The following is a 23,333-nucleotide window of genomic DNA, read 5'->3' as shown; positions in this document are numbered from 1 at the left end:
TTCGACTTTCTTTAAAACATCCACCATTTTGCTGTTTTTTGGTGGTTACATTTTTTCGTAAACCATTCGGACAATTTCCCCTCCGTATTTATGTTCAAGCCTTCTTATAGTAAAATGCGCCTTGGCGGCATCCTGAAAATGATTTATAAAGAGCGTGTTAATTATTGCTCCACCGGCAGCGCCGATTAACGGTATCGCAACGCTTGCCGCCTTTTCTGTTACAACAATACCGTAACGAGTTGCTATTTTCTCAATAAATTTTACAATTTGCGGGGCAAGCAGCCTTTCTGTTTCCTCGGTAATTGCCTCAACCCCTGCCCTTTGCGCAATGTATTCTGCCGCTTCGGTAAGGAGTTTTGCCAGTGCGCCTCTTACTGCATAATAAGACGATTCATTTACATTTTCAGGTTTTATGTCCGATCCTAAAGCAAAGACGCTTAAACATTCCATGCGGGTTTTATAATCTGTAATATCAAAACCCTGTGACCGCGCATGATCGGCAATGGAACGGAGCATAATGACTGTAGATATTGGCAATTCGAATGGCAGCGCTATCCAAGTGAAAGCACCACCCACTGCGCCAGTAACTATTACAGCAATACGATGCCGCCAATTTGATGGTTTAGTATTTTCCGATGTATTCAGGGTAAACACAGCAGCTTTGAGCGCTCGTTCAAGACTAGCTTTTACTGCTTTTTCAATCACCTTCTGTGCCTTTGCTGGTAATTTACTCATACCAAGTTCTATCGGCTTGCCAATTTTATTGCAAACCTTCATAAAGAACCCCGGATTTTCTAATACCTAAATCCTGCAAACGATTTTCGCAATGCGAAAATCAGTATTTTCCACTACCAAGATTGGCAAAAAGCGATAACAGATATCCGTTTTTTAGCAATTGTGGTAGCGCTATTGTACTACTTTAAACAAAAAGACATGGGAAATTGTCGGAAACGTGCTCTCTGATGCAATGAAAATCAAGATAGGGATGTACTGTCTCCATCTGCGGTATACTTACCACTCTCAAAAGACTAAAAAAACGAAATACAACGTCGGTTTTCTACTGAAAAACTACATCCAGTGACATGCGTTCCCACTTTTCCCATTCCTCCTGATGGAGAAATTTCTCCGGCAATTTTAATGTCATCTGCCGGCTTCTCTCCACCAGTTTCCCTGCCACACGGATTAACCACAGTCTCATCGTCTTTACTTCCCACTGTTGTATCACTCCACCACTGAGCAATCCCATCCACTTCAAAAGATTATACGCTAACACCGCACACTGAAATAGCGCAGCATTGGCCAAAAATTCACCCGTACGTATGTGCCCCGCATTCATCTGTCCTTTACTCTCTTCTATCAAAGTCTCGCAGGTAGCCCTCTTTCTGCTACGTCTTAGAATAAATGCTCCAAAAATGCCCAATTAGTCTCAGAATATTTGAGTCTAATACCCAGCAAATGATTTGAAAAATCTTACCCAGCTACCCCGCATTTTTTTTATCCTGCGTAAGTATTTCACTTGATTTTTTGTTCACGTTAAGAAAAATACATCGTTTACCCCGTTAGAAAGAAGTTACGTCCGTAAGGCGGAGTAAAGCCTCATTAAATAGTTTGGAAGGGGTTAAAACCACTTCCAAACTTCCTAACGGCGGTTTACTTCCCAGTTCCCCGTTTTCACGAGGACAAGTTTTGTAAGATTTTTCCGGAACATAAAAAACTCAGGGCAGGAGGACCGAACGTTGGGAAACTTCATCCTCCTGCCCATTTCCCCCCTATACAAAGGAGGCAGTGCGTGAATATTATAGAAAAAATCCACAAGCATGAAAAGCTTATTGCGACAAAACAGAAGCCATGCTTTTGTCCAAAGTGCAAGAGTACCCATGTCAATTTCACCCTTCATGAATGCAGATATCGGTTGTTTCACGTTATTATCGACTCCCTTGTTCATACGATAGAATCTTTCCTGGGACGTTGGAAATGTTCCTTGTGCAAGAAGACGTTTACTTCCTATCCTGAGTATGCGCTCCCTTACAAGCGGTACGTAAAGGATCACTGTCTCTCCTTCAGTCAGGCTTATGTCAAAGATGATACAGAAACCTACCGGAGTGTCTCCTCTGCCATCGGATATACTACCCGAACACAGGAAATAGACAACCGCATGCTTGCCTGGTCAACCGTTTGGAGGTGGCTGCGTTTCTTTGGCTCACTGAAATACACACTCCGCAACGCCTTTGACCTCATCAGGCAGGCCGACCCCAACTCTCCGGTTTTTCGCCAAATGTTTCCCATTTACCACGGAAAGTATAAAAGCAAACAACGAAAAACCTCCCTCGATCAATCGATTCAATTGTTCAGCGCCGAGCCGGAATATCACCGAATTTTTGGGCATTCATTTTTCCCCGAACTGGCAACAAAAAGCGGCTGGTCTTGAGTTACAATCACCTCCACACTTAAAAAAGGAGGTGAATTATGAAATCGAAAGACGAAAAATGGGCTTTATTCTGGTGCAATCTTCTGCATCCTGTCATCTTCGGTGAGATTGAGAAGGAGCAGACCAACCTTTTTCTGAAAAAACTCTGCCTTCAGGAGGTCGTATTCCCCAACGGAAAGCGGAAAAGACCCACTATCTCTACCCTCAGGAGAAAACTCAACCGCTACCGCAAAGATGGATTTCAATCTCTTGCAAGAAAGGCGAGGAGCGACCGTGGCGCATCCAGAAGGTTTTCTCCTGAAATTATCGACAAAGCCGTTGAACTCAAAAAAGAACAACCACGCCGCAGCGACGATTGCCTCAACCGCTTTCTTGAGAAATACTATGGGAAAACGATCCCCAAATCCACCCTCTACCGCCATCTCAGACTCGCAGGGGCGACCCGGCTCAAACTCGGCGTCTCACAGCAAAAGGTGCGTATACGCTCTTAGCCGTGAGCATACCCACGACCTCTGGATTGGCGACTTCCAGGAAGGCCCTTTCGTGCTCGTTGACGGCGAGGCGCTTCCCACAAACCTCTGTCTCTTTATCGACTGCTACAGCCGTTATGTGGTCGAAGGACGGTATTATCTCAAACAAACCCTCGATATCCTTATCGATTCTCTCATCAGGGCCTGGACTATCCACGGCTCGCCCAAAGAACTCTACCTCGACAATGCCAAGGTCTACCACTCTGACGCCCTGCGCTCTGCCTGTTACAACCTCGGCATTAAACTCATCCACAGACCACCACGCGACCCTGCTCCCGGCGGACTGGTCGAACGTTTCTTCGGCACCAGCCAGACACAGTTCGAGTCGGAAGTCCGCTCCGGCGACATTATCACCCTTGATGCCATTAACCAGGCCTTCTCCGCTTACCTTGCCGTTGTCTATCACGCAAGAATCCACTCCGAAACCAATCAATCTCCAAAACAACGCTACGACGAGGGGCTTACCGTCATCCGACACGTCGATATGGACGCCGCTCTTGCCTTCTTCATGAAACGCATCCCCAGAACCGTTGACAGAACCTTTGCCGATGTCCGCATTGATAACCGCTTTTACCGTGTTGACCCCAAACTCAGAGGCGATAAAGTAGAAGTCCGTTACGACCCATACGGCGATCTCAAAAAGGTCTTGATCTATTCCGCAAACGGTGAATACCTCGGCTCGGGAAATCTCTACCTGCGCGACCAGGGCGCTGAAACTCCAGCCGCCTCACCTTCAAAACCAAAACATAATTACCTCGACCTTATCACTCAGAAACACAAATCCATTCTCCAGGCTCAGGCCAAAGGCATTGATTACCACCAAATCATCTCCGAACGACCCTGGCCATTCATGGCATTCGTCCAGAAACTCGCACTCCTCATGGGACACAAAGGCTCTCTCTCCGCCTTCAGCTCTCATGAACTCGAATCGCTTAAAAAATGCTACAACCGTATCCCCGCTCTCAACGAATCATTGCTCACGGAGGCATTCCAAAATGCCTCCGTGAAAACCTTACCCTATATCATTCGTGAATTACAAATCGCTTACTCGAAAAAGGAGGTCTCTTAACCATGTTTACTTCTCATTTTTCCATGACTACTCAGCCGTTCTCTGAAAGAATCAACACCAGCCTTATCATGAAAGACGAACGCTTTACCCAGGGGCTTGCACGACTCCAATACCTCTTACACTCAGGCTCTATCGCCGTCCTCTACGGACAGACGGGAGTCGGAAAATCCACACTCCTCAAACTCTTCCTCTCACAAATCCCCCAAAACCTGTTTCTCCCCATCTACCTCCATTTTACCCACCTAAAATCATCCAGCCTTCTCTCCTTAATCGTCTCCCAGCTCGGTGAAATACCAAAACACACCAAAGACCGGCTCTTCCTCCAAATTATGGATAAATCCTTGCGCTCAAATCTCACTCCCATTATCGTTATCGACGAGGCTCATCTCCTGAAAACCGACGCCATCACAGACCTCAGACTCCTTGTCAGCTCTCCGCTTGATTCTTCCACTCATCTCAAAATCATCCTCTCGGGACAGGAACACCTCAAATATATCCTCAAAAGAGACATCCATGCCGACTTCGCACAACGCATCTCGGTACATTACCACATTCATCCCCTTACTAAAACTCAAACCGCTGCATACATAGACTTCCATCTGAAATCTTCCGGCGCATCCGATAAAATCTTTGACTCAGACGTCAAAGACCTGATCCATGAGTTCTCCGCCGGCATCCCAAGGCAAATCAACGCCATTTCCACCGCCTGCCTGATTAACGCTTCCATCAGACAATCACAGAAAATTACCCAGGATATCTTCCATCAGGCTCTTGCTGAAATTCAATCTTTTTAAGGAGGTCTACCATGGCCCGTCTCTTTTCCCCTCAACTCTTGCGCTCATTACGAAACGATATCCCCATCGATCGACTCATCGCTGATGTCCTCTCCATACCTCATAAATACTCCGAAGGCTATTTCCGCTTCCTCTGCCCTCTCTGTTCTGAATTTAATTCCGCCACCAACCCAAATACGAACCTCGCCAGGTGTTTCCGTTGTAAAAAAAACTTTAATACCATCGACATCGTCATGGTAGATTCCAACTCCTCTTTCCCAGATGCTGTCTATCTGCTAAAATCCGTTTTACCTCAATATATTAATTCCACTTAATCTGAGAATTCCAGGTTCATTTATTGTGGGGCTTAGCACTTACATACACCGGACGAACCTCCAAATTCACCGTCTTACAGTCCCGAAACGCCTTCTCCACTTCCGTTAAATCCTTGTATCGTTCATGTACCAGATTGGTATCCGCCTCGTTCTCCTCAAGATCAGTCTTGATTGCGTAACAACCATCAAGGTATGATGCCTCCTTTAATGCTTCCTCAGCTCTCTCTATCTTTAGCGTCCTATCCTCTTCTTTTATCTGCACCCACCCATCAAGTTTCAATCTCGTTAGCCTTTCCCTTGTTGTTTCCAGTGCCTTCGATACTGACGACTTAGGATGTTCCTTCAGATAACTGTTCTTCTTCACGATGTATTTCTCTATACTCTGTAATTTTGATACACGGGTCTTTGACATCTCTTCCGCCCTTACCGGATTGCGCCTCAGAATATATCGAACCTCATCATCCTTTATCTCGCAGAGCTTTTCTTCGAACAATCCTAATTGCAGTATCCCTTTATTTATCAACGACTCTATCTGCGGCTTAGTTATCGCCGTTATGTAATGAAACCCTTCCGGTAAACTTTCGATTTGCACCGTCTTGATCATCCCACGATCTCCTACAATCGTTACATCTTTGCATCCAAACCGCTCTAATACCTTCTTTACCTGAGATTCAAAGGTCTTCGGATCCTGGGTGTTGCCCCTAAATACTTCTGTTGATACCGGCTCCCCGGATTCATCACAAAGCATACCGATCACTATCTGTTTTTTCCTCTTTTTGCCGTCACGATTATACCCGTACTCACCAAAATGATTCGACTTCCCCTCTAAATAACTGCTCGTCACGTCATACAAAAACAACTTCGGCTTATTGCCTCCTCGTCTTAACTCAAACAGCTTTCGCTCTATCTTTGCCTGATTCTCTGACAACCATGACAAATTATCGTACAGATTGTTCTCGTCAAACCCACGCTTCATATCCAGGACGTCACCCGCAGCATGTATCTGCGCCAGCCTTACTGCAGACAGTCTTGACCCCCGGCCTATTACCCTTGCCATTACTTGCCAAAGCGCCAGCTTTCCTTCAAAGTCCTTTCCCAATGCCTCTTCTATCCCTAATTCCTTTGCCACTTGGTACACGCTCCACGCTGCTCCCACAGACAAACCCTCATGGAGTTTCACCGATTCTGACAATGCGCCCAATGCACAGAGATCGTCTTTATGTGCGAGTGCAAGTCTTATCGCTTCAATCTCCAGGGGAGTGCAATTCGACAGATTCGCAATGGTGCGTTTCTTGACCTTCCCATCCTCACGGTACGATTCCCGCAGAAGGGTAGATCGATAGATTTTTTTACCGGATTTTGACTTGTTCTCTACAATATGCATGTCCACCATTGTACAGATAACAACCATTATCCGTCAAGTATATTGTCGTATAATAACAATATATTAGTGACTACATATTTATTAAAAATACAGCCTTAACAAACTATGTATTAAGCACTTATGCGTTTTGGCAGGGGTGAACATCCGCTATAAGGCTGCAGGATGGATTTTTTTAGGACATTCAACCGGGTTCTGTACGCGCAACTCAAGGCACTCCATCAAACGTAACCCCGAACCATACATAAGCAAGGCCATGAGCCACTTATCGCCCGTCAAGTTTGCAAGAACGGCTTTCACTTCATCGCAAGTCATAACCACTGGCAGGCGTGTTGGTTTGAGGGTACGTATGACCTTAATACCCATGCTGGCAAATACTTCGCCCTCTTTTTTTTCAAAAAACTAAATTGTTACTTTTATTGTATTTCCTCATTTTACAAATTCAACTTTCATCAGATGTGTCGCACACGATATACACGGGTCATATGCACGCACAAGCATTTCTACATCAAGGATTATCTCATCCCTCGGTTTATTTACTATTTTAGGAATCAATAACTTTAAATCATTTTCTATATTTGCAAGGTTTTGTGCCGTTGGAATTATGAAATTTCCATAGGTAATCCTGCCATTATCGTCTAATGTATGTTCATGGTACAATGTCCCACGGGGAGCCTCGGTAGCGCCAACACCGCTCGCTGCTTTGGGGAGTAATGCCACGGTTTCTTCCTTCAAATTGTCCGAAAGCAATTCATCTATCAATCCAATACTATCCTCAAAACAATGAACTGTTTCAACAACCTGAGCAACATTATTCATATATGGATTGTAACAGGGGTGTTTTAAGCCCATTTCTTCCGCCGCCTCTTTTGCTTTTGGATGGAGACGTTCATAGTTGTTATTGAATCTTGCCAAAGCTCCCACCATATATGAATCCCGGAATGATTTTGCATGTTTTGCGGTGGAGTGTTTTACAATAAATTCCTTTACTCTTTTGAGATATTCCGAAGGTTTCACTTCTCCATTATAGCTCGATTTGATATTGCCATCATACAAAGCGTATTCATCCGGATGGGTAAGCGAGATATATTCTGTTTCTCTTTCAAATTCCGGGGTTCTCAGATGCTTAAAGAATTTTACCGTTTCATCAATATCTCCCCTCGAATCCTCTATCCTTTTTTTAAACTGCTCAAAATCCCTTTTCTCAGGAATTTTTGAGAAACAGCCTACATTCAATGTAATAGGATGTACATGCCTACCACCGACCATGGCACACAAATCATTCGCAAGGGCCTTAAGCCGCATTCCCCTTACGATGCTTTCCTTGTTATCTTTTATCATGCCAAATATACTCTTCACACCAAAAAAATCAGGTACAGTCAGAAAATAGGTATGAAGAATATGGCTTTGAATAAATTCCGCGTTAAGGAGTAGTTTTCGCAATTTTATTGTTTGTTGCGATGGTGTAAAGCCGAGTGCTGACTCTATAGCCTTTATTGACGTTGTTGTATGGGTAACGGCACAAATTCCGCATATTCGCGATGTAATATGAGCGGCCTCTTTATACGTCCTGCCTCTCACCATCGCTTCGAAGAACCTTGGAGACTCAACTATATCAAGCCTCAATTCTTTCACCTGCCCGTTCTTAACGTCTATCACAATATTTCCATGTCCTTCGACACGGGTTATATGTTCAATATTTACATGTAAATCATGCATTCAACGTTCCCTTTGAATATTATTGCTTATCCTGATTGTAACTACCAAATAATCGATATTCTGCAACAGCCTCATCGATGGTTAATCCATGTTCCGTTAATAAATTCTTATGTGAAGACATATTGGGATCATCTATCAGCCCACGGCATCCCACACATCCATCATTGTATGTAGGACATATTGCCTTGCAACCGGCTCTTGTTACAGGGCCCAAACAAATCATACCTTTTTCAAAGAGACACACGTTTTCCTTCATCTGGCATTCCACACATACCGGATAGCCTGGTATACGGGGTTTTCTTTTCTGAAGAATCGCCTTTACCACTTCAACAAATTCATCTTTATCTATGGGACATCCATGTATGGTATAATCAATTTTTATGACTGCTGCAATTGGGCGTGCCGGTATGGTATCGAAATTATTTGCCATATTCCCGTAAACGATTTTTTTCACGTCATCCATTTCATAATGGTTTTTTAGACAATTAATGCCGCCGATCGTTGCACAAGCCCCTAAAGCAACAACAATCTTCGCCGTATCACGTATCTTTTTAACCTGCTCAATCTCTGAATTTCTGGTTATACTGCCTTCAACAAATGCTAAATCATATTCATCAGATTTTTCACTCATGGCCTCTCTGAACGTTACAATATCGACCAACTTAACAAGATCGAAGAGCTGTTCTTCTAATGCCAAAACAGTTAACTGACACCCCTCACAACAGGTAAATGAAAAAAAGGCAACTCTTGTTTTGTTCATAGCGCTTCCGGAAGAAATTTTAACATCTGATAGCTAAATTTAGGACCATCGAGACATACATATACACCGTTGACCTGACAATGGCCACACTTTCCAACGCCGCATTTCATACGCCTCTCCAGTGACAGTATTATATTTGTTGCCGGAATCCGTTTTTCCTGAAGTTCGAGTAAAGCATATTTGTACATTACGGGTGGCCCCACCACTAATGCATATGTATCCTGAGGATCCAGTTTGAGAAACGGAATAAGTCTGGTAACGACGCCCGTTTTTCCTAACCAGTTTTTATCAGGCCGATTTATCGTAACGGTCAATTCTATATCTTCTCTTTTATTCCATGTTTCCATCTCGTCCCTGAACAGTATTTCTTCAGGGGTTTTTGTTCCATAGAGAATAATTACTCTCCCGAAATCATGCCTTTTTTCAAGCACATAATAAATCATCGACCGCAAGGGTGCTAACCCGAGCCCTCCCGCAATAAATAAAATGTCTTTCCTCTTTAATTCTTCTATTGGAAAACCATTGCCTAACGGACCACGTATCCCCAGGTATGAACCAATTTCAAGCCTGTGAATTGCTGAGGTAACGTCCCCCACTCTTCTGATGCATACGCCAATACTGTCTTTGTCAAATGGAGATGACGATATTGAAATAGGCGCCTCGCCCACTCCAAAAACCGACAGTTGAACAAATTGCCCCGGGATAAAAGAAAATTCTCTTTGATTTTCCAAACGTATTTCAAAATATTTTTCCAGCTCTGTGAGACGTCTAATACTCACAATCTTTGCTATTTCCGGGAGATAGATTGAATTATTGCTTATCATTTTTGCTTATTATTGTTTATAACTGCATTTACGGTTTCTGCAACATCTATATGTACGGGACATGACCTGGAACATCTTCCACAACCAACGCAAAATGATGTGCTGTGTTTTGTCATTAAGTAATTAAACTTTCGGTTAAACCTGTGCCGTAATCTCTGACCTCTCGTTGGTCTGAAATTTTCGCCTGTTGCAACTACAGAAAAATCTTTTAATGTACAAGCATCCCACTGGCGGCGTCTCTCTCCTGATGTCATAGTTAAATCCACACAATCAAAAACATCAAAACAATAACAGGTTGGGCAAACAATATTACATCTTCCGCATCCTAAACACCTGTCATTTAGTTCATCCCAGACAGGATCGTTATCTGCATTTTTAAATAATGAAGGAAGATTTGATACCTCTGTCAAAAATTTTTTCTCAAATCGTCCCTTGCGTTCTTCTTTCATACGGCAAATCTTTTCATCTTCATGTTTTCCCGCATGTATAAAACAAGCATTTTCTTTGATAATAACTTCCCCGCGTGCAGTTCCAATGGAGGCATAAAAACAATCACCTATGTCGGTTAATAAAATATCAAATCCTTCTTCTACGTCCAAACATCCGACACTTTCACAATAAGCATACTTATAGCAGGGCTTCATGCAATCAATTCCAATGATGATGGTATTTGCACGTTTTTGAGTATAATTTTTGTCTTCACGATCGGCAGTAAACACCTTATCGAGCAATTTAATCCCATGGATATCACAGGGACGGACGCCAAAGATTACCTGTTTTTTTGATTCAATCACGGATTTTACATCAGGATAAGGGGCGGTAGAAAAGCTTAAGAGCGTTTCTCGTTGGGGAAAAAGGTATTTTTTGGGAGGAAGCAATGTAGGTATATAATTATCAAGTGGGTCGGAAAATGTCTCTATTTCATCAAAAATATAAAACCCTGTTTCTTTTTGCTTAACACCGTAAACCGTATATTCTTCTTTTAGTTTCTTTAAAAAAATATCTATGTCTTCTTTTTTAATCAATATAGGCATATTTATCCAAAGTATTCCTGGTGCGGAGTAGCCGCAATCGAATTCGAATATCTAATATCAAAACTCGAAACAAATCCTAAATTCAAATATTTGAATGCCCAAAACATTTTGAATTTTGTTCATTTAAATTTGATTCGGATTTCACGCTTCGGATTTTGGCTTTTCAGATTTATTCGTGCTTGAGTATAAATTATACCCTCTTTTAGTAACCATGTAATTCTGAAATGTGAACGAAGAGGCATTTCCAATGATCACGATTGTCATCATATCAATTGAATTTTGGTCCATTTTGCCTAAAGTAGTAATGGCTATAGACTCCCCTTCTCTTTTCGCATTTTTCACTACTCCTACCGGTGTCGCAGCGTTTTTGTATTTCAAAATAATTTCGACCGTCTTTTTAAGCTGCCAATTCCTTTGAGAACTTTTAGGATTATAAATAACCATTACAAAATCAGCCTCTGCAGCGTTTTTCACACGTTTTTCAATTGTTTCCCATGGAGTTAATAAATCACTGAGACTTATTACAGCATAATCATGCATCAGTGGTGCGCCAAGAAGGGCCGCGGCAGCATTGGCAGCGGGAATGCCAGGAATAATTTCCAGCGGCAAGCAAATATTTTCTTTGTGCAACATTTCCATAACAAGGCCAGCCATACCATAAACACCAGAATCTCCGCTACTAATGAGCGATACTATTTTCCCTTTCAGCGCTTCCCGAATAGCCAATTCTACACGTTCAACTTCCTTGCGCATCGCCGAGGAGATAATTTCTTTCCCGCTGGTAATATCACGTAACAAATCAACATAAAGGCGGTAACCTATAATAGTATCAGATTTTTTTACCGCCTCCAATGCCCTCACACTCATGTCTTCTTTAGAGCCTGGGCCTATACCTACCACATAAAGTTTTCCCTGGCAATGGCTATTGTTATTCCCGGATATTTCTGTTTCTTTAAAATTAATTGTGTTTTCCTCCCTGCTAAAAGTGCAGATGGTTCACAGACACCCCAGACGCCTATCTTTTCTTTTACAAAAGCTGACTTACTGTATTCCTTTATACAAGTGCCAATTTCAGGTAAAGACACAACGTTCAGCGGTATCCTAAGTTCATCAGAAGCTTGCAATAATCCCGGTTCTTTTGCTTTAATTTCAACCGTAGAAATTAACCTAACGTTTTCTATTCTCAGGGAAATCTTATTAAGAGCGTCTTCAATTGCCTTTTTTACTTCATGCGAAGTAATCCCTTTTTTACATCCAATTCCAACAATAATATCTTTGTGCGCTTCAGTCCCGGTAGTAATAACAGCACTCGAATGTAATATACAGGCAACTTTATACGCCAGCATATTTGCGCCACCTTCATGCCCTGAAAGCAAACTGATTATATAACGCCCCACATCATCCACTACCACTATCGCAGGATCTATATATTTGTTTTTAATACAGGGAGCAATCACCCGAACCACTATCCCCGTAGCCATTACAAATATTATCCCGTCATAATCATTGAATAATTTCCCGACTAATTGGTGAAGCGGTTCATTAAAGTACACAGCATTATTCAAATTATCTCCGGCATTAACTATCTCATTTTTATCGTCGGAGTTAAAGATATACACTGAAGGGGTGGTATCTATATACGAAACAATCCTTTTCGACGTCTCAACCCCTTTTTCAGTTATTGTTATAATCGCAATATTCAAGAAACCCTTAGCTCATAATAAATTCTGCTATAATGTAACACTTTAGTTTTTTGAAAAAGTAGGGGCGAAGCATTTGCCTTAAATTGTTATAAATACATTTATGCCCAAACTGACAAATGCTTCGCCCCTACGCCGTGTGGCAAACATCGCTATTATTTGAGTTTTTCAAAAAACTAAATTGTAACTACGTTTTAGTACTTTTCTCTTTCTCGTGCTTCTCAAACTCTTCAAGAAGTTCCCTTTGTCTTTTTGTTATATTTTTAGGTGTTTTAACTATCACTCTAACATACTGATCGCCGTGTCCGTGCCCCCTTAAATATGGCATGCCACTGTTACGCAACCGAAATAATGTGTTGGTCTGAGTACCCTGCGGTATCTTCATTATAGCATTTCCATCCAAAGTAGGCACTTCTACTTTAGAACCTAATGTTGCATCAATTAACGAAATTTCTTTTTTAATATACACATCATTCGCCTGTCTGCGAAAAAAAGGGTGCGGTTGTATTGAAATATAAACATATATATTTTCTTTCAAACGTCCACCGCTTTTGTCCGGTGCTATTCTTAATGTCGTGCCATTATCTACACCAGGAGGTATTTTTATTTTTATTTTGTCCAGTCTTTGAATTTCACCAGTGCCATGACAACTCTGGCAGAATTTCTCTATAATTTTCCCACGCCCATTACATACAGGACACACACCAATCTTAATTATTCTGCCAAATTCTTGCAATTGTTCCTGTTTCACTTCTCCGCGTCCATCACATCTATTACAAATTTTTAAGCTTGTGCCCTTTTCCGCTCCAGACCCATTACAGTCACCGCATTTTTCCATATGTGGAATAGCCACTTCAGTACTAACCCCTCTATATGCCTGCTCTAAGCTGATTTCTACTTGTACGCGTCGTATCTTTCTTTCCGGCTTTCCATATCCACTGGTCCTGGCGCCAAAAAAATCAGAAAATATATCGTGACCAAATATATCTTCCAAATCATTTATATGGGTAAAATTCTGCCAAGAAAAACCCTCTTTCCCAAAATCAGATTCGACTCCGGCATAACCATAACTATCATACTTTGCACGTTTGTTATCGTCAATCAGCACCTCATACGCTTCAGATATTTCTTTAAATTTTTCTTCTGATGATTTTGGATTATCTTTATTAAGATCCGGGTGAAATTTTTTAGCCAATCTTCGGTATGCAGATTTTACATCTTCCTTAGAAGCATTTTTCGCAATACCTAATAAATCATAATAGTCTTTTTTTTCTGGCATAATTACAATCTGATGATAAATTTGTTTAAATTATTCATTTAAAAACACGGAGACCTCTTACCTACTTCTTAATTCGATTAATTATTTAACGTTATCTTTTAACTGCGCACCCCTAACCTGCCAAAGCCAGAACCAAACAAGCAGGAAAACGGCCTACAGTTGCCAGTCATTTGTCATTGGTCAACCGCGGATTGCCAACTGTATATTGGACGATTAGATATTTTGTTAAAAAAATGCAAAGAAATTACTGATAAGGTACCAAGCCTCCGATGATTGAGAAATTCCGTTTCCCCGTAAAATAGATAGCCTCCATTGAGGTCATCAAAGCAATGGTAATATGTTTTTTTGTTTTAAGTAAAGCTTATAGCAAAATATTTTTCAAGAAAATATCATACTCCATAAGAGATTACAAATAATAAAAATTACACAACGAGCACAAAGGAATGCACCGATTCAAGCTTGAATCTAAATATTAAAATTGGTCGCCTGTTCGTGGTCAGCCACGCCATTTACAAAAATACCAGGAAAGCACACGCTTCCCAACCCTTCAATCTACCATCATCCCAGCTCTACAACAACTTGGTGCGCCTGGCAGTCGTTCACGAGTGGGATACAGCCTCGACCGGCTCCCGCCTCGCCGGCACCATTTACCTCAGTGCCGTCCAAGGATACGCGGACCACCTGCTGTGAATTTTCAACTACACGGTTGACGATGATATGGTAGACGGTGTCGCGATAGCGGTAGTGAATTTTGTACGATGCCCAATGGGCTGGAATACATGGTACGATACGCAGAATGTCCACTTCAAGTTGCAGGCCCAGCAAGGTTTCAACTGTCAGCCGGTACATCCAGCCAGCCGCCCCGGTGTACCATGTCCAGCCGCCGCGACCGATGTGTGGCGATGCACCATAGATGTCCGCACACATGACGTAAGGCTCGACCTTGTAGCGTTCGATGGCCTCAGGCGTGCTGCCATGATTGATGGGATTGAGTATGCCGAAGAATTCCCACGCGCGTTCCATGTCACCCATCATGGCAAATGCCATTGTAGCCCAAACTGCGGCATGGGTATATTGTCCGCCATTTTCGCGGACGCCTGGTATGTAACCTTTGATGTAGCCAGGTTCCATGTTTGATTTATCGAAGGGTGGATCGAGCAACTGAATCAACTGCGCTTCGCGTTGCACCAGGTGCTGGTCTACCGCTGCCATCGCCTGGCGGGCTCGCGTCTGATCGCCGCCGTTTGAGATAACCGCCCAGCTCTGGCTGATCGAATCGATCCGGCATTCGTCGTTAACAGACGAACCCAAGGGGGTGCCATCATCGAACCAGGCACGCCGATACCAGGCGCCGTCCCAGGCATTTGCCTCAATGTGAATGCGCAGCCGCTCGGCCTGCCCGCTGCACACTTCGGCAAAGTCCGCGTCGTCGCGACTATGCGCAATGTCGGCAAATCGTTGCAGGTTATCGTACAGAAACCACGCCAGCCATACACTTTCACCCTTGCCATCGCTACCGACAAGATTCATTCCATCGTTCCAGTCGCCGCAGCCCATCAGTGGCAATTGATGGATGCCGAAACGCAAACCGTGCTTAATGGCGCGTACGCAGTGCTCATAGAGGCTGGCTTTTTCGGGCGAGCGTTGCGGCTGGTCGTAGTAAGCCTCCTCTTTCGAATTCAATTCGCGTCCCTCCAGGAAATGGATGGTCTCATCGAGTACGCCTGTATCCCCGGTCGCCTGCACATAACGAATGGTTGCATACGGCAGCCAGAGATAGTCATCGGAGAAATGGGTGCGCACGCCTTGTCCGTTGGGAGGGTGCCACCAGTGTTGCACGTCGCCTTTGAGAAACTGGCGTCCGGCGCAGCGGAGCAAGTGCTCACGGGCGAGCCATGGCGTTGCATGGATCAGCGCCATGGTGTCCTGCAATTGATCACGGAACCCGTAGGCGCCTCCGGACTGATAATAACCACTGCGCCCCCATAACCTGCAAGACAGTGTCTGATAGACAAGCCAGCCGTTGGCCAGCATATTTAGTGCGGGATCTGGTGTTTCCACATGTACTGCACCCAAGGTGTGATTCCAGTGTTCCCACACTGTTTCCAACGCCTGTCTGGCGCCAGCCGGTCCGCCAAATTGCTGGATGAAATACTGCGCTTCAGCGACATTGCGGGCTGCGCCGAATATGAACACGATCTCGCGCTTTTGCCCTGCGGCAAGTTCGATCCTGGTTTGTATCGAGGCGCACGGGTCCATGCCGGCCCCGGTCCTGCCCGACAATCGTTTTTGACGCATCGCCGCCGGGCTGACCAGCGAGCCGTTGCGGCCGATGAATTCGGTACGGCTTCCGCTTACCGAGTAATCTCGCTCGCTGACATGGGCAAAGACCACTCGATTGGCGCATTCGCGGCCGTAGGCATTGTTAGCAAACAGCGCACCGCTTTGGGGATCCTTCTGGGTGACGATATGCATCAGATTGGCATGTCGCCACTCGCCAAGTACCAGTTCCCAATATCCGGTCAACGACAGACTGCGCACGCGATTTGATTGATTGTGCAAATTGACCACCAAGAACTTCACCGGTGCGTCCATGGCGACGTAGGTGAATAATTCAGAGGCGATGCCTACTTCTAGGTGCTCGAACACGCTGTAGCCGAACCCATGCCGGCACACATAACCGGAGTGCCCCCGGGCGGGTAACGGCGTCGGCGACCAGAATGTACCAGTTTTCTCGTCGCGGATATAGAGTGCCTCGCCGCTGATGTCGGTTAGCGGGTCATTGTGCCATGTGGTCAACCGGAACTCGTGCGCGTTTTCCACCCAGGTATAGGCGCTGCCGCTCTCGCTAACTACCGTACCGATGTGCGGGCTGGCAATCACATTGACCCATGGAGCCGGCGTGTTTTGTCCCGGTTCAAGGGTGATGACATATTCGTGCCCATCATGCGTGAAGCCGCCCAGACCGTTGCTGAAAATTAGATCGCGCACCTCCAGCGGATAAACCTGTTCGGCGGCCGCTTGCCGCGAGGGCTCCATGCGGTCAGGCACACGCCCTGACGACACACGGCGTTCCACCTGTTCAATCAAGGTCGTGGCGGTGTCGTTGAAGACAATACGGGAGACCGTCTGCAGCAAAACCCGCTCATCCTCCGAAATCTCTTCGACACGTCGCACGAAGACTCCTCCCGGTTTATCGATGATGTGCGCTTCGGGCCCCGCGTTGATCAATCTCATGATCTGGTCTTGCAGGACGGCCCGGTAGCCAGAAAAATCCTCGTTTATTATCACCAGGTCGGTGGCCATTCCCTTTATTCGCCAATAGGCATGCGCTTGCAATACCTGCCTGACCAGATCAATGCGGTCGAGGTCGCCAATGTGCAGCAAAACTATCGGCAGATCGCCCGAGATGGCAAAACGCCACAACCCGGACTGTCCCAGTTGGTTACGAGTAATGATTCCAGGTGCGGCGCGGCGCAGTGTATTGCCGTAAATGACGGAGTTGGCCAGACGTCCATAGTCTTGGGCATCGGCCTCGGTTGCGTTGAGGTGGCGCAGCACCTCCTGGCTTTGGAACCATGCCATCTCAAAAGCACGTTCGACAAAGTACCGGTCGCAATATTTCTCCAGCAATACCAATACGGCCTCGCGCGTGTCCGCGACTCCGGAGATAATCTGCAAGGTCGCCGATTCGTCGGGGAACAGACTAATGGTACGGCGGATTGCCACGATGGGATCGAGTACCGACCCCGCTGTGTTCGACAGGGCAGGTGGACTGTTGCTGCTATCCAGCGCCGCCGGGTTGGCCACCGTGCGACCACGCCCAATGAATTGAGCGCGGTCGGTCTCGAAAGACGTCTCGTCGGCAATGGCGCCATGTACGGCAAACAGGTGAAACATCCATGGCACATGCTCTCCAGGTGTGCGGGGACGTCGGGTGCAGAGGATCGCCTGCCGCTCAAACAAGATTTCAGTCTGCACGAATAAATTACTAAATGAACGATGTGCCAGATCGGCATTCAATGGCGCCAGCACTACTTCCGCGTAACTCGTTACCTCGATATGACGGAGCCTTGACGAATGGTTAGTGAGTGTTACACGACGGATCTCGACGTCGTCTTCCGGGGAAACGATGATTTCTGTGTGCGCTTCGATCGCGTGGTCTCGCCGCCGGTATTCGGCACGTGCCTGCACGAAGATTGCCTCGTAGTGATCGGCACGGCGCAGGGTCGGTTGATGCGCGGTCGACCAATACCGTCCACTATCGCAGTCACGCAGGTAAATGAAGGTGCCCCAGTCATCAGAGGTGGCATCCTCGCGCCAACGGGTGATGGCGAGGTCACGCCAGCGGCTGTAACTGCCGCCGGCATGAGTCGCCATAACGTGGTAGTGGCCGTTAGATAGCAGATGTACTTCGGGGATAGGTATATTAGGCTCGGTGAATACACGTATGATCGAGTTGACGTTTGCACCGGAAGGGTTGGAGGCGGCGCTCACTTCGGCTGCGTGAGGGTGCAGGGTGGCACCTTTTTTCGGCACACGTTCCTGCAACAATAATTCTGTTGCCCGTGTGAGCGGGTCGGACATAAACCTGCGCTGCATCGGCTGGTTTAGCAATACATGCGCAAAGGCCAACAGGCTCATGCCTTGGTGATGCGCCATGAACGACCGCACGATAACGTGAGGTTTGCCCCGCGGCACACGTGAGAGTGTGTAATCGACCGCCTCGTAGAATCCATAGACGCCGAGAAATCCACTATCAGCAAGCACTTGTAAGTTGCGGCACGCTTCCCGCGGCAGCACTGTCAGCGCCAATGCACTGGCGTAGGGTGCGATGACCAGGTCTTCTCCCAACCCACGTTTGAAACCAAGCCCTGGTACGCCGAACGCCCGATATTGGTAGACTTGGTGCAGGTCGGTGGCATTGTAGCAAGACTCGGAAATGCCCCAGGGCACCGCGCGTTGCCGACCATATTCAATCTGTCGCAAGACAGAGGCTTTGCAGGTCTGATCCAGCAGGGTATTTGCGTAACTCGGCATGATTAGTTGCGGCATGAGGTATTCGAACATTGATCCGCTCCAAGAAATCAGACTTACGTTGCCACCATGACTGGTCAGCAATCGGCCGAGCGCGAACCAGTGCTTCTGCGGCACCTGTCCCTGTGCGATGAGCAGAAAACTGGCTAGGCGCGCTTCCGAAGCCAGCAGGTCGTAGCAGGACGGGTCGCGGCGTCTTTCTCTCACGTCGTAGCCGATGGTCAGCAGGCTGCATGAGGTATCGTATAGAAACTCAAAATCCATTACCGCAAGTGTGCGGCAACGATTCATAAGATTATTGATGATGTCAAGCTGCACCCGTGCGCCTACACCTGCACCGCACTCACCGGCCAGTTCCCCCCGTGTCGGAATGGCGTTGCTCTGCAACGGTTCGGGTACCAGGAACTCAAGCTCATCCCGAAGGGCGTGGGATTGATGATCGAATGCTTGTACCCAGTAGACGAGTTCGCTATTGCTATCTGTCGGCAGCCATGCAACCAGATCCCCGCTAGTGCGGAGAATATCGTTCAGAGCACTGAACGCAGCAGTCAACGTATGAGGCTGTCCATTCAGCATGAATGCGTGGAAGGTGTCAAGCAGCAACCTGATTTTATTCCCCAGATCAGGAACGATAGAAGCGGGCAGGAGTTCTACAAGTACACGCAGAGTGTCATGTAGTCCCTGAAACGCATTGGATGGCAACACCGGCTGATACTTTAGTTCCGCCAGCCCCGCTTGCAGGGTGAGCAAACTGCCGGCCAGGTTGCCACTGTCCACCGAAGAGACGTATTGTGGTTGCAGTGGTTGCAACGTGCGGGTGTCGTACCAGTTGTAAAAATGGCCGCGGTAGCGTTCCAGCTCTTCCATCGTTGCCAGGGTATTACCTATGCGCCGCAGGCATTCTCCGGTTGCGAGATAACCGAAATCGTACGCAGCCATGTGTGCCAGCAGCGCCATGCCTATGTTTGTAGGCGATGTGCGCGAGGCGATGGACGGCGCCGGATATTCCTGAAAGTTGTCGGGCGGCAGCCAGTTGTCCTGCGGACCCACAAAGTCAGCAAAAAAGCGCCATGTTCTCCGAGCCGATATCCGCAGAAACGCACGTTGCTCGAAGCTCAGATCAGGGGTGAGGGATGGCAGCGGCTGGCTAATCCACCAGCCGACGCAGGGCGACACTAGCCACAGCAACAAGATCGGCACAGAGAAGAGTAACTCTACCGATCGGTTGTTTCCCAATGTCCATGCCAACGCTACGCCCAGCGCCACTGCGAAAACAGACGCAATTCGCATTTCTCTGAAAAAGTCGGACAGCGTACGACATGCGTTGCGGCGTGCGTAAGAAGGCAGTTGCCAGAGCAATAAGCCGCGTCGCGTGAACAGCATTCGCACCCCCGAGTGCAGGATCGCATCCAGGCAGATTAACATGTCGTAGGGCAAAAAGGTCAAGGCCAGCAAGGCTAGCATAATCGGGCGGCCCGCAGATTTGCCGGTCAGACTCAGGTGCACCAGCAAATCGCGTTCCCCGGGCTTGCGAATAAGTTCTATCACCATTGATAGCAGTGTGGGCAGGAATACCACCGCTACGACCAGCATGGACCAAAGCCATACTGCTCCAGGTCCCAATAACCATCCCCATGTTAGCAAGGCAAGTAGCGCCGGTGCTATGAGGCTGCGCCGAAGGTTGTCGAAAAGCTTCCACCGCGACAAAGCCGAGAGCGGATTCGCCTGTCGCCTTGTCTTCGTTCCATTCCGACCAGGCGGCCCTGAGACGCAAGGCAGAAGCCAGCCGGCAAGCTGCCAATCGCCGCGTATCCAACGATGGCGGCGGCTGGCCTCAATGGCATAGCTGGCCGGGTGTTCTTCAATCAGGTCGACATCGGTCACTAGTCCTGAACGCGCATATCCGCTTTCGAGCAAATCGTGACTGAGGATGAGATTCTCCGGAAAGCGTCCGTCAACGGCCTGTCGAAATGCATCCACATCATAGATGCCTTTGCCGATGAACGAGCCTTCTCCGAAAACATCCTGGTAGACATCCGATACTTCGCGCGTATAGGGGTCTATGCCCGAGTCTCCCGCGAACAGTTTGGTAAAACGTGACTGACCTGCACTAATCAGGCTTATCGAAGTGCGGGGCTGCAGTATCGCGTAGCCTTCGACAATGCGCCTCTTGTTTGCATTATAGACCGGCCGATTAAGAGGATGCGCTAGATTACCGATCAGGGTGCGTGCCGCATCGCGCGGCAGTTGCGTGTCGGTATCCAGGGTAATGACGTACCTGATCGAAGCGAGGATGGACTGATCGCCGACGATATCTGAGAAGGCCGTTTGCGCCCCGCCTCTGAGCCTGGCATTGAACTGCTCCAGTTTACCGCGTTTGCGTTCATACCCCATCCATATCTGCTCGAACGGATTCCATACTCGAGGCCGATGAAACAAAGAGAAGATGCACGGGCGATCCTCGCTGTAGGTCTCGTTGAGCGTCCGCACCGCGGCGCATGCATGGGCGAGCAAGGCCTTGTCGTCAGGCAGTGTTTGTTCCGGCGCGTCGCTAAAATCCGTCAGCAGGGCAAAGAACAGATTGGGATCGCGGTTGCCAAGATAGCGGATCTCCATAGCTTCGAGCAAATCATCAATGTCCTGCGGCCTTGCCAGCAGGGTGGGGACAACCACCATGGTGCGATGGCTGTCTGGAATCCCTTTGGCAAAATCCAGTCGTGGCAATGAGCACGGTGGCAGGGTGAGTGTGATCAGCAGATTCACCAGCGGTACCGCCAGCGCCGAGGCACCAATGACCAGAGGAAGCGAAAAAAACAAGACCCGCCAGTCACCTAGCCCGAACCCACCAAATGAGGAAAGCACGACCGCTGTCGTCAGTGAGGTAAGCAACAGAATGAGGCCAAGATAAAGGGGCAGGCGGAAATGTCGGCTGGTCCGGCTTATTCGCAATTTCCACGATACACGACAGCAAACCTCATGTTCCAGCATCTGCCGCCCGTGATCGATCAGGTAATACCCGACATGTGCGCTGCGGTCGTGCAGTCCCAGTTGCAATGCAGCCGTCTGCGCGAGAGCCACAGCTTTGCGTGCTACATCCATTTCGCTGCATGCGCAGCCGCGCGCCACGTCCTCTATGGCATGGCGGTAGCGGTCTCGGGTGGCGAAATCCTGGCTTGCGTGCACCCCCGAAGGGTCTTCACGCAAGGTTTGTTCGACGACACTGAGCGACTCTACGTAATCCTTCCAGTCCATGGTGCTAATGAAGTGCAGACTGTTAATACTGTTGGCGATGGAGATCTGGTTGGCCGCAGCGATTCGGCCGTCCACCGCCGACAACTGCGTTGCGGTCACCCCCTGTTCGGATAGCTTGTGCTCGAACCACGTTTGAACGAAGGCCATTGCGGGACCCTGCGCCTGGAGTCTAGCGTAGAACTCCTCCACAAACGGTGCAGTTAGAGGTACATCGGCATTGGCAAAAGCGGCCAGCAACTGGATCAGTTGTTTCGGTTCGCTTTCAGCCGTGGCGAGCATGCGGTCTGCCCATGTGATGGCCGCATCACGCTCCTTGCGCCGATAGGCAATACGTACCCCGATGCGGCGCAGATTTTCCAATAACGCCAATTGCAGCATAATCGGGAATGCCCACAATTCGCCCAGCTTCAACTGTACGACGGCCTGGTAAGCAGCGATGAATTGGGTGGCGTTGTCTCTATCGACGCGACCGTCCATGTGAGAGATTAACTCCAGCGCTAAGTCATAGATACGGGGGAAACCGGCTGACTGGCCATCGGCCAGTCTCGGTAACTGCCGGCTGTATCCGCGCGGTAAATGCCGTCGCGCCAGACAGATCTGCTGTTCAATCAGATAGAAATTATCGAGCAGCCAAGCCTCTGCCGGCGTGATACGTTGTCCATGCGTCGCTGCGGTTGTCACGACGTCGTACGCCGCCAACAGAACTCGCTCATTGTCTGCCAGACGTGGCAGCAACCTGTCAGGCCTTCGCCGTAGATCTATTCTATGCTGACCCGCCAGGCTGATCGCGTGACGCTTCAGTTGCTCAATACTGAACAGTTCCGACCGCAGCAACTCGGTATCCAATTCGTTATGCAGCACATTCCGCATGCGTGAAAAAAATCTGAACTCTTTGATAAAGATGCCTCCCTCTCCTTGCTCGAATACGAGGTAGTCAGCGCGATCTGCACTGACCTAATGATCTGAACCGCCTATTTGAATTATTGGCAGGTTATGGAGGCATAATGCCATTTCCATTTCCATCTCCATCTCCATCTCCATCTCCACCACCGTAGGCGTTAAACTCTAAACGATTGAATTTTTAACTTTTTAAAAAGACTGAAGTTTCACGTCCACAAAGGCTCTGAGCTTAAATTATGCTAAAAGTAAAGATTAAATTTTAACCCTTTTGGAGTATAATTGCACTATGTTATCGGATTTTATGTCCTAACC

Annotated in this window: 16 protein-coding genes and 1 pseudogene; 5 read left to right on the top strand and 12 right to left on the bottom strand. The window is 47.2% G+C overall.

Annotation, left to right across the window (positions count from 1 at the left end):
* Nucleotides 1-45 precede the first annotated feature (45 nt).
* The 3 genes and pseudogenes from KSMBR1_RS18535 to KSMBR1_RS18525 all read right to left on the bottom strand — a co-directional run bounded on the left by KSMBR1_RS18535 (nucleotide 46) and on the right by KSMBR1_RS18525 (nucleotide 2,050).
* Nucleotides 46-777, bottom strand: coding sequence for an EcsC family protein (locus tag KSMBR1_RS18535; protein ID WP_099326640.1), 732 nt, complete (start codon nucleotides 775-777; stop codon nucleotides 46-48).
* Between the two features lie 280 nt (nucleotides 778-1,057).
* Nucleotides 1,058-1,381 (bottom strand): annotated as a pseudogene (locus tag KSMBR1_RS18530) (transposase); the annotation flags it as partial.
* Nucleotides 1,382-1,639: 258 nt separating this feature from the next.
* Nucleotides 1,640-2,050, bottom strand: a complete 411-nt coding sequence (locus tag KSMBR1_RS18525) for a hypothetical protein (RefSeq protein ID WP_099323529.1) — start codon at nucleotides 2,048-2,050, stop codon at nucleotides 1,640-1,642.
* A gap of 105 nt (nucleotides 2,051-2,155) precedes the next feature.
* Here KSMBR1_RS18525 and KSMBR1_RS21315 point away from each other — a divergent pair, with 105 nt between their 5' ends.
* Genes KSMBR1_RS21315 through KSMBR1_RS23715 form a run of 5 tightly spaced genes read left to right on the top strand, consistent with a single transcriptional unit; the run spans nucleotide 2,156 to nucleotide 5,135 of the window.
* On the top strand, nucleotides 2,156-2,428 hold the full coding sequence (locus KSMBR1_RS21315; RefSeq protein ID WP_131493604.1) for a hypothetical protein: 273 nt from the start codon (nucleotides 2,156-2,158) through the stop codon (nucleotides 2,426-2,428).
* A 38-nt stretch (nucleotides 2,429-2,466) separates the two neighbouring features.
* Entirely contained in the window at nucleotides 2,467-2,919 is a 453-nt protein-coding gene (locus KSMBR1_RS23720) for a helix-turn-helix domain-containing protein (protein WP_164994994.1), read from the top strand.
* 52 nt (nucleotides 2,920-2,971) lie between these two features.
* Complete coding sequence (locus tag KSMBR1_RS18510; RefSeq protein ID WP_230407994.1) at nucleotides 2,972-4,027, top strand: Mu transposase C-terminal domain-containing protein; 1,056 nt, start codon at nucleotides 2,972-2,974, stop codon at nucleotides 4,025-4,027.
* Between the two features lie 2 nt (nucleotides 4,028-4,029).
* The gene (locus KSMBR1_RS18505) at nucleotides 4,030-4,821 is read left to right on the top strand and encodes an ExeA family protein (protein ID WP_099323525.1); all 792 of its coding nucleotides are present in this window, start codon (nucleotides 4,030-4,032) and stop codon (nucleotides 4,819-4,821) included.
* 11 nt (nucleotides 4,822-4,832) lie between these two features.
* A complete protein-coding gene (locus KSMBR1_RS23715; protein WP_099323524.1) occupies nucleotides 4,833-5,135 on the top strand; it encodes a CHC2 zinc finger domain-containing protein in 303 nt (100 codons plus the stop codon).
* A gap of 16 nt (nucleotides 5,136-5,151) precedes the next feature.
* On the opposite strand, the gene KSMBR1_RS18495 is transcribed toward KSMBR1_RS23715, so the two are convergent.
* The 9 genes from KSMBR1_RS18495 to KSMBR1_RS18450 form a co-directional block, all read right to left on the bottom strand.
* Nucleotides 5,152-6,546 carry an IS1634 family transposase gene (locus KSMBR1_RS18495; RefSeq protein ID WP_099326639.1) on the bottom strand — a complete coding sequence of 465 codons (1,395 nt, stop codon included), beginning with the start codon at nucleotides 6,544-6,546 and terminating at the stop codon, nucleotides 5,152-5,154.
* 399 nt (nucleotides 6,547-6,945) lie between these two features.
* Nucleotides 6,946-8,235, bottom strand: a complete 1,290-nt coding sequence (locus KSMBR1_RS18485; RefSeq protein WP_099326638.1) for a Ni/Fe hydrogenase subunit alpha — start codon at nucleotides 8,233-8,235, stop codon at nucleotides 6,946-6,948.
* 19 nt (nucleotides 8,236-8,254) lie between these two features.
* Complete coding sequence (locus KSMBR1_RS18480) at nucleotides 8,255-8,995, bottom strand: NADH-quinone oxidoreductase subunit B family protein (protein ID WP_099326637.1); 741 nt, start codon at nucleotides 8,993-8,995, stop codon at nucleotides 8,255-8,257.
* The gene (locus tag KSMBR1_RS18475; RefSeq protein WP_099326636.1) at nucleotides 8,992-9,819 is read right to left on the bottom strand and encodes an FAD/NAD(P)-binding protein; all 828 of its coding nucleotides are present in this window, start codon (nucleotides 9,817-9,819) and stop codon (nucleotides 8,992-8,994) included. The genes KSMBR1_RS18480 and KSMBR1_RS18475 overlap by 4 nt, the downstream gene beginning before the upstream one ends.
* Complete coding sequence (locus KSMBR1_RS18470; protein ID WP_099326635.1) at nucleotides 9,816-10,853, bottom strand: 4Fe-4S dicluster domain-containing protein; 1,038 nt, start codon at nucleotides 10,851-10,853, stop codon at nucleotides 9,816-9,818. Before KSMBR1_RS18470 ends, KSMBR1_RS18475 begins: the two co-directional genes overlap by 4 nt.
* A 141-nt stretch (nucleotides 10,854-10,994) precedes the next feature.
* Nucleotides 10,995-11,753 (bottom strand): precorrin-3B C(17)-methyltransferase, encoded by a 759-nt coding sequence (cobJ, locus tag KSMBR1_RS18465; protein ID WP_099326634.1) that lies wholly within the window; start codon nucleotides 11,751-11,753, stop codon nucleotides 10,995-10,997.
* Complete coding sequence (locus tag KSMBR1_RS18460; RefSeq protein WP_099326633.1) at nucleotides 11,747-12,556, bottom strand: cobalt-precorrin 5A hydrolase; 810 nt, start codon at nucleotides 12,554-12,556, stop codon at nucleotides 11,747-11,749. Before KSMBR1_RS18460 ends, cobJ begins: the two co-directional genes overlap by 7 nt.
* A 184-nt stretch (nucleotides 12,557-12,740) precedes the next feature.
* Nucleotides 12,741-13,832 (bottom strand): molecular chaperone DnaJ, encoded by a 1,092-nt coding sequence (gene dnaJ / locus KSMBR1_RS18455; RefSeq protein ID WP_099326632.1) that lies wholly within the window; start codon nucleotides 13,830-13,832, stop codon nucleotides 12,741-12,743.
* Nucleotides 13,833-14,390: 558 nt separating this feature from the next.
* Complete coding sequence (locus KSMBR1_RS18450; protein ID WP_099327117.1) at nucleotides 14,391-22,955, bottom strand: GH36-type glycosyl hydrolase domain-containing protein; 8,565 nt, start codon at nucleotides 22,953-22,955, stop codon at nucleotides 14,391-14,393.
* Nucleotides 22,956-23,333 lie beyond the last annotated feature (378 nt).

The sequence above is a fragment of the Candidatus Kuenenia stuttgartiensis genome, assembly GCF_900232105.1.
Classification (GTDB): domain Bacteria; phylum Planctomycetota; class Brocadiia; order Brocadiales; family Brocadiaceae; genus Kuenenia; species Kuenenia stuttgartiensis_A.
This window is presented reverse-complemented; position numbering and strand designations above follow the sequence as displayed.

Bases quoted from the DNA above. Each gene is read 5' to 3' on its own strand.
- KSMBR1_RS18535 (WP_099326640.1), bottom strand. From the start codon at position 777: ATGAAGGTTTGCAATAAAATTGGCAAGCCGATAGAACTTGGTATGAGT.
- KSMBR1_RS21315 (WP_131493604.1), top strand. From the start codon at position 2,156: ATGCTTGCCTGGTCAACCGTTTGGAGGTGGCTGCGTTTCTTTGGCTCA.
- KSMBR1_RS23720 (WP_164994994.1), top strand. From the start codon at position 2,467: ATGAAATCGAAAGACGAAAAATGGGCTTTATTCTGGTGCAATCTTCTG.
- KSMBR1_RS18505 (WP_099323525.1), top strand. From the start codon at position 4,030: ATGTTTACTTCTCATTTTTCCATGACTACTCAGCCGTTCTCTGAAAGA.
- KSMBR1_RS23715 (WP_099323524.1), top strand. From the start codon at position 4,833: ATGGCCCGTCTCTTTTCCCCTCAACTCTTGCGCTCATTACGAAACGAT.
- KSMBR1_RS18495 (WP_099326639.1), bottom strand. From the start codon at position 6,546: ATGGTTGTTATCTGTACAATGGTGGACATGCATATTGTAGAGAACAAG.
- KSMBR1_RS18485 (WP_099326638.1), bottom strand. From the start codon at position 8,235: ATGCATGATTTACATGTAAATATTGAACATATAACCCGTGTCGAAGGA.
- KSMBR1_RS18480 (WP_099326637.1), bottom strand. From the start codon at position 8,995: ATGAACAAAACAAGAGTTGCCTTTTTTTCATTTACCTGTTGTGAGGGG.
- KSMBR1_RS18475 (WP_099326636.1), bottom strand. From the start codon at position 9,819: ATGATAAGCAATAATTCAATCTATCTCCCGGAAATAGCAAAGATTGTG.
- KSMBR1_RS18470 (WP_099326635.1), bottom strand. From the start codon at position 10,853: ATGCCTATATTGATTAAAAAAGAAGACATAGATATTTTTTTAAAGAAA.
- dnaJ (WP_099326632.1), bottom strand. From the start codon at position 13,832: ATGCCAGAAAAAAAAGACTATTATGATTTATTAGGTATTGCGAAAAAT.